Here is a 13,112-nt window from a genome sequence, read left to right as displayed (position 1 = left end):
CGCTTTAGCAAGTTTTCGCCATAGAGAATATATGTTTGCCAGATTAAGCTGACAATCTCGTGGGCTTTTCTGATTTTTCCAATAGAGAATATCATTCTTGATAAGGAATTGGAACCGCGATAGAACGACCGCGCAGGAAGCTGGCCACCCCAGGCAACGGAGGACAAGATACCGAATGACCGCTATGTCCCTTCCGCCGCATCTCGGCGACGGACACGACCCGCTGGCTGGTCTCGACTCCTTGCGCCAAGAGGTGCGGGCGTTCGTGGCGGAGGAGCGCAAGGCCGGCTCCATTACGTTTGGTCAGCAGACCTGGACGACCTTCGACCGTGAATTTTCACGCCGCTGCGCCGAGCGCGGCTACATCGCCATGACGTGGCCGCGCGAACATGGCGGGCATGAGCGGAGCGCAGCGGAGCGTTATGTCGTCTGCGAGGAATTGCTGGCTGCCGGTGCACCGCTCGGCTCGCACTGGATCGCCGACCGCCAGAGCGGACCGCAGATCCTGCGTCACGGCACCGAGGCGGTCCGCAAATCCATCCTTCCGCGCATTGCGGCTGGAGAATGCACTTTCGGTATCGGCATGAGCGAGCCGGATTCCGGTTCCGACCTTTCGTCGATCCGTACCCGCGCGGAAAGGGTGGACGGCGGTTACACGCTCCACGGCCGCAAGGTCTGGACCACCAACGCGCAGCATGCGGACTACCTGATCGTGCTGTGCCGTACCGAGCAAAAGGGCGAGAACCGTTATGCCGGGCTTTCGCAGTTCGTCGTCCCGCTCGACGACCCCAAGGTGTCTGTCCGCCCGCTGGTTAATCTCGCTGGCGTGCACGAACTCAACGAAGTGCTTTTCGACGGGAATTTCGTTCCAGCCGAGAACCTGCTGGGCGAAGGCGGTGATGGATGGAAACTGGTCACTGAAGAACTCGGCTTCGAGCGTAGCGGCCCGGATCGCATTCTCTCCACCATGGGCGTGCTGACCATCATGGCGCAGGCCGCCGGCCGGAATCCCGACCGCCATGACGCAGCAGCCATCGGCAGGCTGCTGGCGCGGGTCGTCAGCATTCGCGCGCTCTCGGTCGCGATCTCCGGGCGCCTTTCCGCCGGGTTGCCCGTCACCGGCATGGCGACGGCCATGAAAGACATGGGCACCACGCTGGAACAGGAGATACCCGAGGTCGCACGCCGCATGCTCGACATCGTGCCGGCAGCGACAGGCGCACCGTTCGAAGCGGCGCTTGCAACCGCCATCTTGAACGCACCGTGCTTCAGCCTACGCGGCGGAACACGTGAAATCCTCAAGGGCATCATCGCAAGGGAGCTCGGTCTCAGGTGAGCGAAACGGCAAGAATGCTGGAAGAGACGGCCGCTCGCATACTGGAGCGGAACGCGCAGGCACCGATCCTGCGCAATGCCATCCTGGAGGCAGGCCTGCTCCTCGCCCTAGCCGGAGAGGATGCGGGTGGCCTTGGAGTGAGCTATCGGGAAGCATCCGCGATCGCCTACCGCTGGGGACAGGCTGCCGCGCCGCTTCCGATCGTGGAGATGCTGGTTGCCGCGCCTCTCGCCGTACTCGCCGGGTTCGACGCGACGGCAGCCACTTACAGCGCCGGTTTGGGTGTCAACGATCTGCTTCCGTCTTCCGTGCCGGTCTTCGACGAAGCGCAAACGGCATTCGTCGTGACCTTGGAAACGAGCGGCGCAAACCTGCATACGGGGACGATCGGCGGCGCCGCGGCTGAATCTCTGGCGCATGAGCCCATGGCCGCGCTCGGCGCATCCCGCAAGATCGACGCCGATCCGGTTGCAGTCGAGCGGATTGCCGTTGGCGGGATCCTGCTGCAAGCCGCCGAAATGCTGGGGGCGATGTCGACCGTGATCGATATCGCCACCGATCATGCAAACACGCGCCAGCAGTTCGGTCGCCCATTGGGCAAATTCCAGGCGATCCAACATATGCTGTCCGACGCCGCATCCGAGCGGCTAATCGCTGAAGCCGCCGTGGGAGCCGCGCTCGCCGGCATCGATCGTGGTACTGCGACAAGGCTAGACTGGCTGGCCGCAAAGGCACAGGCGGCTCGCGCCGCCACCGTCATCGCGGCCAATGCACATCAGGTGATGGGAGCGATCGGCTTCACCGACGAACATCACCTCCATCGTTTCACCAAACGTCTCTGGGCTTGGCGTGACCGCTGGGGCGCGCAGGGCTGGTGCGAGGCAGAGATCGGCCGCATAGGTTGCGCTGCAGGCGGAGACGGCCTGTGGTCGGCCATCGTTGATCGGGCGGCGGCCTGAATTGGAGGAGTGCATGTCGGAACAGCCAGTCATCATCAAGCGCCACGGACGGGTCGCGGTCCTCACCCTTAACGAACCGAAGACCCGAAATGCGCTCTCCCGTGGCATCATTCACGACCTCGTCTCGTTCCTGCGTGATGCAAACGCCGACACCTCGCTCAGCGCAATCGTCCTGACCGGCGCGGGCGAAGTGTTTTCGTCCGGCGGCAACGTACAGGACATGTACAACAGATCGCACGAAATGTTCGCCGGCAGCCCGCATGACATGCAGGAAGGCTATCGCAACCACATTCAGCAGATACCGTTGGCTTTTCATGCCCTCGATGTTCCGGTGGTGGCGGCGGTGAACGGCGTCGCGATCGGCGCCGGCTGCGACCTCGCCTGCATGGCCGACATCCGCATCGCATCGCCCGCCGCGAGGTTCGCCGAGAGCTTTCTTCGCGTGGGCCTGGTTCCCGGCGATGGCGGCGCATGGTTCCTGCCGCGGGTTGTGGGAATGCCACGAGCGGTCGAGATGGCCCTGACCTGCGAGATGGTCGAGGCGGAGCGCGCAGAACGCTGGGGGTTGGCGACGCGCATCGTCCCGGCGGAGAACCTGCTCGATGAAGCTATTGCGGTCGCCGAGAAGATCGCCACTTTCCCTCCGCGCAGCGTCCGCCTCAACAAGCGCCTTATGCGCCAGTCGGCTTCCATGTCGCTACCGGACAGCCTCGAACTGGCCGCGGCTTTCCAGGCGATCGTGCAAAACACCGACGATCAGGCGGAAGCCGTAGCGGCGCTCGTCGAGAAGCGCGCGCCCTCATACACGGGAAAGTAGCGTCACGGCGCGAAACCGAACACGCCGGCGTCCAGCACGGCGCCGCGTCCGGCCACCCCCGCACTGAACATCGCCTCGCCCTCGCCTGTCGACCAAACCGAAACCTCAAGCGTTTCGCCGGGAAACACGACCGCGCTGAACCGCACGTCGAGTGACCGGAAGCGTTCGGACCGGAAGTCGCACAGTCGGCCGAGCAGGGCCATGCCGACCATGCCGAACGTCCCCAGCCCGTGGAGGATCGGACGTCCGAAACCCGCACCGCGAGCGAAAGTCGGATCCAGGTGCAGCGGGTTGTGATCGCCGGAGAGCCTATAGAGCAGCGCTTGTTGCGGCAGCGTCGGCACTTCGAAGGTAAGATCGGGTACCCGATCAGGCACGGCCCTGCGCCGCCCCGGAGCCTCGCGGGTGGAACCGCAGCCGCCATCACCTCGGCTGACGATGCGGGAAGAGAGCGTCGCCAGTGGACCGCCATCCTCGGCATGCTCGATCGTTTCCCGGATGAATATATGCGCACCTCGATCGCCCCGGTCCACCACGCCGGTCGGCCGCGTCTTGCGCAATGCATATCCGCGGCAGGGCAAGGGACGATGGAGTTCAAGACGTTGCTCGGCATGCAGCACACCGGCGACCTCGACCCCGGCCGGCACCTGCTCGATCCAAAACCCCTTGTAGGCGAGAACGGTGGCCATTGTGGGCGCGGCCACGATCATCCGTCGCTCGTCGAGAAAAGACAGTTGCCGCCCGTCCAACGGATCGGCACCGAGGCCGACGCCGAGCGCATAGAGCGCGCAGTCCCGCTCGTCCCAGCGTTGCTCGGTCACCGGAATGTCGAGACGCAGCAGTTCACGCGGATCGATCATACGCGCTCCTATGTATCGAATATATTCTTTATCAAGAATATCGTTCTGTATAGAGATAATCTCTTGCCGCTATGCGGAGGCAACGCTAGGCTGTCTGGTTACGGGAGGAAACATCATGCGCGATAACGCTCTCGGACAGGCCTGCGAGGTTCTGCATCCGGGCTTACTCGAACGGAAGTCCGCCTTTGTCTCGGGCGCCGGCTCCGGCATCGGCCGGGCGATCGCGCTCAGGCTCGCAACACTCGGCATGACGGTTTTCGGCACCGGCAGGCGCGATGACAAGCTTGAGGAAACGGCCCGGATGGCGGTCGCATTGCCCGGTCGGTTCGTCTACAAGCCCTGCAATCTCCGCGATCCCGAGGCAGCCGAAGCTCTTGTCGCGGGCGCGGGGGAGGAGTTCGGGATAGACCTGCTCGTCAACAATGCAGGTGGACAGTTTTACGCGCCCGCCGCCGAGATCAGCCGCAAAGGCTGGGATGCCGTGATCGACGTCAACCTCAGCGCGATCTTCACCGTCACCAGGGCTGCCTATCCTTTCCTGAAAAGCTCGCGCGGAGCCGTCATCTCGATCTCGCTCTCCGGAGTCGATCGCGGGTCCATGGGGCTGGCCCATTCGTTGGCGGCACGCGCGGGGGTATTGGCCATGACACGCACCATGGCGCTCGAATGGGCTGCCGACGGCGTTCGGTTGAACTGCATCGGTCCCGGCGTGGTCATGAGCGAGGGACTGGACAATCCCTCTGCGCAATCGATGCTCGCTTCACTGATCGAGGCAACGCCGATGCGAAGGGCGACATCGGTCGAGGAGGTTGCCGAGTTGGTCGCTTTTCTCGCCAGCCCGGCGGGCTCGTTGATGACCGGCCAATTGATCCAGATCGATGGAGCTGCCCACCTCGGCTCAGGCCTACACATGATCCAGCCCCACGCGGATAAAGCGGCCCCGCAAGCACGATGAGCGACGAGGCGGAAGGCCCGCTTGCCGGATTGCGCATCGTGGAATTCGTGGGACTGGGGCCTGCCCCTTTCGCTGCGATGTTGCTTGCGGATATGGGCGCCGACATCGTGCGCATCGACCGCCCGAACGCCAGCCCGATCGTTCCCGACAAGGTGACCGGGCGCAGCCGCCCGACCGTCACCGCCAACCTCAAGAACGCGGACGACATCGAGCAGGTCAAGGCGCTTCTGGCCGGCGCGGATGCATTGATCGAAGGCTTCCGGCCAGGCGTCATGGAACGGCTCGGGCTCGGCCCCGAGCCCCTGCTCGCCCTGAACCCCCGTCTGGTCTACGGCCGCATGACGGGCTGGGGGCAGGAAGGGCCACTTGCTTCTTATGCCGGTCATGACATCAACTACATTGCCGTCACCGGCACGCTCGCAGCGATCGGCACGGCGGAGCGCGCGGTGCCGCCGCTCAACCTCGTTGGCGACTATGGCGGCGGCGCGCTTTATCTGGCGCTTGGAGTGCTGGCCGGCATTATCTCCGCCGCTCGCACCGGCCGCGGGCAGATCGTGGACGCGGCCATGGTGGACGGCGCGGCCTCGCTGATGTCGCTATTCGTGGAAATGCGCTGCGCCGGCATGTGGGCCGACCGTCGCGAGGCCAACATGCTCGACGGCGGCGCATCCTATTACGGCGTCTACCGCTGCGCCGACGGGCTCGAAGTAGCGGTGGGCGCGATCGAACCCCAGTTTCATGCCGAGCTGCTGCGCCATCTCGGCTTCGAGGCGAAGGACTTCACGGACCGGATGGACTCGGCGGCCTTCGCTACCCTGCGTGGGAGACTTGCAGAGCGCATTGCAACGCGGCCTCGCGCCGAATGGCTGGCGATGCTCGAGCACACGGATGCCTGCTTCACGCCAGTCGTCGCCCTCGGCGATGCGCCCAAGCACCCTCACCTTGCCGCGCGGGGAACGTTCGTCGAGCATGAGGGATTGACGCAGCCGGCTCCAGCGCCGCGCTTTTCCCGAACCCCTTCGCGGATATTCACCGAGCGACGCGTGTCACTCAGCCTTGGTGAAGCGCTGGAAAGATGGTCCGATCAAGCCATCTTGTCTGGTCAAGCCGGCGGCAACTAGATCGAAGCCCATAAATCAGCCATCGGCACGTTTTCGTGCGGAACAGGCAGCTACATCGATATCCAACGACAGCACGGTCATATGCCTTGACATCTTTCTATCTACGATACAAAGTTGTATGGATAACTATTGATTGGGAGGCAGCCTTGCTGGGTGACGGAACCGTCGAATTCGCAGTGAACGTGAACGAGTTCACGCATAATGCTGACTGGCACGGCATGATGGAGTTCATCACCACGGCCGATCAGCTCGGCTATCACAAGATGCGTTTCGTGGATCACGTGGTGGGCGTGGTCGCCGAAAAGCACCCGGAGATGGACCAGACGCCCTACACGCACGTAAGCGCCCATCACGAGGTGTTCACGCTGATGGCCTATCTCGCGGCGCTTACCAAGAACATCAAGCTCGTGACGGGCGTGCTCAATCTGCCGCAGCGCCAGACGGCGCTGGTCGCGAAGCAGGCGGCGGAAGTCGACTTCCTATCAGGCGGTCGTGCGCTCCTTGCTTGCGGGCTTGGCTACAATTCCGTCGAGTTCGAGGCGATGGGTTGGTCGCTGAAGGATCGCGGCAAGCGCGCCGACGAGCAAATCCCTCTCCTGCGCCGGCTGTGGACAGAGGAAACCGTGACGCATGAGGGCATGTTCGACACCATGCGCGATGTCGGCATCAATCCGAAGCCGTTGCAGCAGCCTATCCCGATTTGGCTCGGCGCCGGCCGTACCGACAATCCGGTGCCGCCGGAAGCCGCGGAGAAGCGCATCGCCAAATTGGCTGACGGCTGGTGCCCGCTTTTCGCAGTGCCGAATGGAGAGCGCACGCTGAACGACGAGGCGATCGCCTCCATCAACCGCGTCAACCAATACGCTCGCGACCTGGGCCGCGATCCCGAGACCGAACTGGCACTGGAGATCGGCATTCATCCAAGCGGCAAGCCCAAGGAGAAGGTACTGGATGAGATCAAGGCGCTGCATGACCTGGGCGCGAAGCACCTTCATGCCCGCTTCACCGGCAAGTCGGCGCGCGAGCAGATCGACGAGCTGAAGCGCTTCGCCGATTTCGTCAGCTGACGCAGCTGCAATTTCAGATATGCAAGGAGCCAGCGATGAGCGGCAAATATTACGAGGAACTCGAACCGGGCATGGTGTTCAAGCATGTCGTCACGCGCACCGTCACGGATGTCGACAACATCCTGTTCACCGCGCTCGCGCACAATGACCAACCGCTGCATCTCGACGACGAATTTTCGAAGAACACGCTGCATGGCACGCGTGTCGTCAACAGCCTGTGGACGCTGTCCTTCATCGGCGGCATTTCGGTACGAGACACGACGCTCGGCACGACGCTCGGCAACCTTGGCTACGAGGAAATCCGCTTTCCCAACCCGGTGCGGATTGGCGACACGCTGCGCGGCGAGACCCACATCGTCTCCAGGCGCGAGAGCAGGAAGCATCCGAACGCCGGCGTCGTGATCTTCAAGCACTACGGCTACAACCAGCGCGACGAAGTGGTCGTCACCGCGGTTCGCGCCGGCCTGATGCTCAAGAAATCGGGCGCAATACGCTCACAGGACTAAACAACACGCCGCCAGCGATAGCCCCTCCAAGAGAGCCTCGGCCGTCCACCATTCAAGATTTCCGCCTTACTCAATAGAGAATTATATTCCCTATAAAGAATACTGATTGAGGTATACCCTGCGCTCCGCTATAGCTTCGCGGGAGCGGCCCGATGGCCGGGCGCGTGCGCACTCAAGGGAGGATTTCATGTCTAAGAATCTCGGAAAGTCGGTTATCGCAGCCGCCGCGATCGCGGGGGCGATGGCCGCACTGCCATCATTCGCGCAAGCACAGGACAAGGTCCGCGTCGCCGCAGCGGCCATCAACATCGCGCACGCGCCGATCGCGCTAGCGGCCGCTAATCCTGAAATCTTCGCAGCCCAAGGCCTGGAACTGGAGGTCACCGACCTGCGCGGAGCGTCGCCCAACTGCATCGCCGCCCTGATCTCGGAGGCTGTCGAGATCTGCCAGGTTGGCACGCCGACCGGCACGGATGCGATTGCAGAAGGCGCTGATCTCGTGGCTGTAGCTATCGTGTCGGGCCCGAACGGTGAGTTCGTGCTGTCGTCGAAAGCCGTGGAATCGCTGTCGGTAAATGCCGACGCTCCGGTGGAGGACCGTATCCGGGCGCTCTCCGGCCTGTCGATCGTCACCTCCGCGCCGGGCAGCGCCTACTACACGATGTTCGACTCCATGATGCAGACGGTCGGTCTTTCGATCTCCGACATTCGCTACCGCACGTTGGCGGAAGTGCCCGCTATGATCGAGGGCATCCGCAACGCCGCCCTCGATGGCGCGCTGTGGACCGTGGGCTCACTAAGCCCGGTCGTCTTGGAAGGCAAGGGCGTGCGCTGGATCAGCTTCGCGCGCGGCGACGTCGAGAATTTCCAGGGCCTGCCTTTCATTACCGCGTTCGCACGAAAGGACTGGGTGGAGCAGCATCCGGACGTGGCGCGGCGTATCCACGCCGCTTATGCAGATGCCAATGCACGCCTGCGCGACCGGCCGGAGGAGTCGGCGGAGTTGATCCGCGCCAAATACTTCCCGGACCTTGAGGCCGAACTCTGGAAGGACGGATACGAGCAGGCGATCCCGACCTTCATCCAGGGCGCGGGCGTCGATGCGGAAAGCTGGCAGCGCTTCCTTGAAATCCAGCAGACGAGCTCGGGCAAGGATTACACGCGCGCCGTGTTCGAGAACGTCGTGCTCGAAGCTGCACGGTCGAACTAGCCTGACATGAAGCGGGCCGAACATGCGTTCGGTCCGTGGACCTATCCATCGCGGAGGAGGACCTGCCATGGACTACAACCTTACCGAAGAACAGGTCGCCATTCGCTCCGCGGTAGAGGCGATCATGACGGACTTCCCGGACGAATACTGGGAAGGCAAGGACGACCGGCATGAATTCCCGTGGGAGTTCTACAACACCTTCGTCTCGAACGGCTTCCTTGGCGTCACGATTCCCGAGGAATATGGTGGCTCTGGCCTTGGCCTGACCGAGGCAGCGCTCATCATGGGCGCGGTTTCCGGCTCGGGTGCGGGCCTTTCCGGCTGCACGGCGGTCCATGTCGGCATCTTCGGCATGAGCCCTGTCGTCAAGTTCGGCTCTGATGCGATGCGGGAAAAGTACCTTCCCTCCCTCGTGTCCGGCGATCTGCATGTCTGCTTTGGCGTGACGGAGCCCGATGCCGGCACCGACACGACCAAAATCACCACCTCCGCCAAGCGCGACGGCGATCACTACACCATCAACGGACGCAAGGTCTGGACCTCCAAGGCCGAGCAGTCGAACAAGGTGATGCTGCTCACGCGTACCACTCCGCTCGACCAGTGCAAGAAGAAGACGGACGGTATGACGCTGTTCCTCGCCGATCTTGATCCTTCGGCGGTGACCATCCGCCCGATCCCGAAGATGGGTCGCAACGCGATCTCGTCCTGCGAGGTCTGGTACGACAATCTGCGCGTGCACGAAAGCGACCTGATCGGTGAGGAAGGGCGCGGCTTCCAGCATCTGCTCGACGGCCTTAACGCCGAGCGCATTCTCGTTGCCTACTCGGCGATCCAGCTTGGTCGCGCCGCAATCCGTCGCGCCACGCAATATGCGGGGGAACGCACCGTTTTCGGCCGCGCGATAGGACAAAACCAAGGCGTCCAGTTCCCGCTGGCGGATTCGCTCGCCAAGCTGGAGGCGGCCGAAATCCTGACGCTGAAGGCGGCCTGGCTTTACGACAACGACATACCCTGCGGCGATCTCGCCAACATCGCCAAATATCTCGGCACGGAAGCCGCGTTCGAGGCGACCGACCGCGCCATGCAGACGCTGGGCGGCTACGGCTATGCGCGTGAATATCACATCGAACGCTACTTTCGCGAAGCGCGCGTCTGGAAGATCGCGCCGATCTCGCAAAACCTCGTTCTCTCCTACATCGCGGAGAAGATACTCGGATTACCGCGCTCGTTTTGAGAACCTGGTGCAAATCCCATGGCGGAAGAATTCGACTATGTGATCGTCGGCGGTGGTGCTGCGGGCTGTGTTCTCGCGGCGCGTCTGGCCGAACGACCGGGCGTCACCGTGTGCCTGCTGGAAGCTGGTCCGGGCGACCGGGACCCCTGGCTTCACATCCCCGCCGGATTTATCAAGGTGGTCTTCGGCACACGCTACACCTGGGGATTCCAGACCGAACCGGGGCCGCACATCGATGGACGGCGACTATCCGCCATTCAGGGCCGCGTGCTCGGCGGCTCCGCGTCTATCAATGGCATGATCTATGTGCGCGGGCAGGCAAAGGATTTCGACAGTTGGGCAGCCGGGGGCAATCCCGGTTGGTCCTATGCGGACGTGCTGCCCTATTTCCGGAAGACGGAACGGCGTGTCGGTATCGCCGACGACGACCAGTACCGCGGCGGGCTTGGCGCGATTCCCGTAACCGATCTCCAGTGGCGCGAGCAAACCGTCGACACGTTCGTCTCTGCGGCCGGGCAGGTCGGCATCCCGTTCAACCCGGACTATAACGGCGCACGACAGGACGGCTCCGGACGCTATCAATATACGATCGAGCGCGGATGGCGGCAAAATGCGTTGAAACGTCTGCTGCGACCCGCGCAACGCTCCGGACGCATTGATGTCCGCACGAACGCGCCGGCGACACGCATCCTGCTCGACGGCAGGCGCGCAGCCGGCGTCGAATACCGGCGGCATGGGCAACAGATGCAGGTCCGCGCCCAACACGAGGTGGTACTCTGCGCCGGCGTCATCAACACACCCAAGCTGCTACAACTTTCCGGGATCGGCGATCCGGCACATCTCGCTGACATAGGCGTACCGGCGCAGCAAGCGCTGCCCGGGGTCGGCCTCAACCTGCGCGATCACTACGCCGCGCGCATGGTCTACCGCTCCCGCGGCGTCACCACGATCAACGAACTGACCCGGGGACCGCGTCTGCTCGGACAGATTGCGCGATGGTTGGCGGGGCGTCCCAACGTCCTGAGTTTCGGGCTGGTGCTGGGCAACGTCTTCTGGAAATCGCGGCCGGATCTTGACCGGCCGGATATCGTCATAACCTTCACACCGGCATCCTTCGCCGAGGGCCTGACCGGCAAGCTGGACGCATTTCCTGGCTTTACGGTCGGTGTGTGGCAGTTGCGCCCCAACAGCCACGGTTATGTTCGCATCGTCTCGCCCGACCCTTCCGTTCCGCCCGCGATCCAACCGAACTATCTGGCGGAAGAAAGCGACAAGCAGGTCCTCGTGGGAGGCATGAAGCTTGCCCGCTCCATCATGGCTGCACCCGCCATGGCTCGAATGGTCGAGAGCGAAACGACGCCGGGGCCAGCTACGCAAAGCGACGAAGACTTGCTTTCCTATGCGCGCGCCGGCGGACATGGAACCTACCACCTGGTCGGTTCGACACGGATGGGGCCGCGCAGCGACCCGACGGCGGTGGTGGATGCCCAGTTGCGTGTCTACGGCATTGACGGCTTGCGCGTGGCCGATGCGTCGGTGATGCCGTCGATGGTTTCGGCCAATACGATGGCGGCTACGATGATGATCGCGGAGAAGGCGGCCGATCTCATTTCCGAACCTGAGCATCGCTAGGTCGTTATATTCTGAATAGAGAATACTATTCTCTATTGTTGACGCAGCATCGTTTCCCTGGTTATCGTGAATTCGGGCATGCTGGGGGAGAAGGCGCACAATGTCGGCTTTCGAGCCGCAAGACCGCTGCCGGTACATGCCAGTGAAATGCTTCAGCGAGATCGCTGCATTCGGGAGGAAATCACATGACCGTTCTCAAGGCCGGCCTTCGGGGTCGCGCGCAAGCTGTAATGCTCGGCGTCGCGCTGGCGCTTGCCGTTCCGGCGGCAAGCGCTCAGGAAGTGACGATCCGCTGGGGCAATACCGCGCCCGCGGCCGTGCCGCACGCGCTTTCGGCCATTCTCGCGCTCGACCCCGAATTGCAGAAGAAGCACGGCATCAAGGTCGAGATGATCAATTTCCAGGGCAACTCGTCCAACTGCATGGCCGCCCTGATCGGCAACGCGGTCGACTTCTGCCAGACCGGAATCTCGACGGGCCTCTATGCCATCGCTGAGGGCGCGGCGATCAAGTCGTTCTCTATGATGGGCGGCCAGGTCGGCGAGCTCGCCCTGAACAAGGCCACCGCCGAGCGCGTGGCTGTGACCGCCGACGAGCCTATCAAGGAGCGCCTGAGCAAGCTCAAGGGCCTCCAGATCACCGGCTCCGGCCCGGGCACGCCGAACTATATGCTGCTCGATGTCATGCTGAAAAAAGCGGGCCTCAGCATCAACGACCTGCAGTTCCGGACGCTGGTGGATATAACCGCGATGAACGAGGGCGTGCGCAATGGCGCGATCGACGGTGTGTGGTGGTCGCTGGGAGCTCTAGGCCCGGCATTGGGGGACGGCAGCGCCGTTCAGGTCATCAGCCTGGCACGCGGCGACTTCCCGGAATTCAAAGGCGTCGCGCTGACGGCCATCTACGCCAACACCTCGTGGCTCGAAGCAAACCGGGACACCGCCAAGCGTGCGAAGGCCGCCATGGTGGAGGCGCTCCAGAAGTGGCGTGCCGATCCGCGAGGTTACGGCGAGGAATACAAGAAGACCTATCTCGAGGCCATGCCTGACGAAACGTGGAATAACATCGTCGACCAGAACCTCGTGGCGTTCTTTGACGACATGACCGGTACCGCCCCCGGCTGGGACTTCTGGATCGACATCATGAAAACCGAGGGCAAGGAAGGTTCCGAAAAGGCCGCGTTCGCCCACGCCTTCGACACGCTCGAATAGCTGATCCGCGACAGCGGAACGGAGAGCTCCTCCGCTCCGAACTATCTTGGAAGCAGGGCAGATCGACACAGCATGGCCGCCTCGGAAACGGGGTGGCCATTTTCATGCAAATACCGTTGTCGTACGCATCGCGGGCAGCGGCCGGCTCGGCCCTCTCCTCCAGCCCCCTGCGGGTTGCCGGCACGCAACTCATCGGCGCGCAAC

General features: G+C 63.1%; 12 protein-coding genes. 11 read left to right on the top strand and 1 reads right to left on the bottom strand.

Annotated features, from left to right (window positions below):
* The first annotated feature begins 175 nt into the window (after positions 1-175).
* The 3 genes from XW59_RS23960 to XW59_RS23950 are packed head-to-tail and all read left to right on the top strand — an operon-like array spanning position 176 to position 3,112.
* Entirely contained in the window at positions 176-1,336 is a 1,161-nt protein-coding gene (locus tag XW59_RS23960) for an acyl-CoA dehydrogenase family protein (RefSeq protein ID WP_082137778.1), read from the top strand.
* Positions 1,337-1,350: 14 nt separating this feature from the next.
* Complete coding sequence (locus XW59_RS23955) at positions 1,351-2,295, top strand: acyl-CoA dehydrogenase family protein (RefSeq protein ID WP_206077741.1); 945 nt, start codon at positions 1,351-1,353, stop codon at positions 2,293-2,295.
* Positions 2,296-2,308: 13 nt separating this feature from the next.
* Complete coding sequence (locus XW59_RS23950) at positions 2,309-3,112, top strand: enoyl-CoA hydratase-related protein (protein WP_047148213.1); 804 nt, start codon at positions 2,309-2,311, stop codon at positions 3,110-3,112.
* Between the two features lie 2 nt (positions 3,113-3,114).
* Here the strand turns inward: XW59_RS23950 and XW59_RS23945 are convergent, their stop codons facing one another.
* Positions 3,115-3,972 (bottom strand): MaoC/PaaZ C-terminal domain-containing protein, encoded by an 858-nt coding sequence (locus XW59_RS23945; RefSeq protein WP_047148212.1) that lies wholly within the window; start codon positions 3,970-3,972, stop codon positions 3,115-3,117.
* Positions 3,973-4,087: 115 nt separating this feature from the next.
* Between XW59_RS23945 and XW59_RS23940 the strand changes: the two genes are divergently transcribed.
* From XW59_RS23940 to XW59_RS23905, 8 genes are all read left to right on the top strand, one after another.
* The gene (locus tag XW59_RS23940) at positions 4,088-4,927 is read left to right on the top strand and encodes an SDR family oxidoreductase (protein ID WP_082137777.1); all 840 of its coding nucleotides are present in this window, start codon (positions 4,088-4,090) and stop codon (positions 4,925-4,927) included.
* A complete protein-coding gene (locus XW59_RS23935; protein WP_047148211.1) occupies positions 4,924-6,048 on the top strand; it encodes a CaiB/BaiF CoA-transferase family protein in 1,125 nt (374 codons plus the stop codon). The genes XW59_RS23940 and XW59_RS23935 overlap by 4 nt, the downstream gene beginning before the upstream one ends.
* A gap of 146 nt (positions 6,049-6,194) precedes the next feature.
* Positions 6,195-7,115 (top strand): TIGR03619 family F420-dependent LLM class oxidoreductase, encoded by a 921-nt coding sequence (locus tag XW59_RS23930; RefSeq protein WP_052958443.1) that lies wholly within the window; start codon positions 6,195-6,197, stop codon positions 7,113-7,115.
* 35 nt (positions 7,116-7,150) lie between these two features.
* On the top strand, positions 7,151-7,621 hold the full coding sequence (locus tag XW59_RS23925; RefSeq protein WP_047148210.1) for a MaoC family dehydratase: 471 nt from the start codon (positions 7,151-7,153) through the stop codon (positions 7,619-7,621).
* Between the two features lie 241 nt (positions 7,622-7,862).
* Positions 7,863-8,831: an ABC transporter substrate-binding protein gene (locus XW59_RS23920; RefSeq protein WP_170990204.1), complete on the top strand. Its 969-nt coding sequence runs from the start codon at positions 7,863-7,865 to the stop codon at positions 8,829-8,831.
* 67 nt (positions 8,832-8,898) lie between these two features.
* Positions 8,899-10,065 (top strand): acyl-CoA dehydrogenase family protein, encoded by a 1,167-nt coding sequence (locus XW59_RS23915; RefSeq protein WP_047148208.1) that lies wholly within the window; start codon positions 8,899-8,901, stop codon positions 10,063-10,065.
* An 18-nt stretch (positions 10,066-10,083) separates the two neighbouring features.
* Positions 10,084-11,697 carry a GMC family oxidoreductase N-terminal domain-containing protein gene (locus XW59_RS23910; protein ID WP_047148207.1) on the top strand — a complete coding sequence of 538 codons (1,614 nt, stop codon included), beginning with the start codon at positions 10,084-10,086 and terminating at the stop codon, positions 11,695-11,697.
* A 185-nt stretch (positions 11,698-11,882) separates the two neighbouring features.
* Positions 11,883-12,908 (top strand): ABC transporter substrate-binding protein, encoded by a 1,026-nt coding sequence (locus tag XW59_RS23905; protein ID WP_047148206.1) that lies wholly within the window; start codon positions 11,883-11,885, stop codon positions 12,906-12,908.
* Positions 12,909-13,112: the final 204 nt, after the last annotated feature.

Source organism: Aquamicrobium sp. LC103, from assembly GCF_001014615.2.
Lineage (GTDB): Bacteria > Pseudomonadota > Alphaproteobacteria > Rhizobiales > Rhizobiaceae > LBCQ02.
The sequence above is the reverse complement of the archived record's forward strand: the minus strand, read 5'-3'. Positions and strand labels throughout refer to the sequence as shown.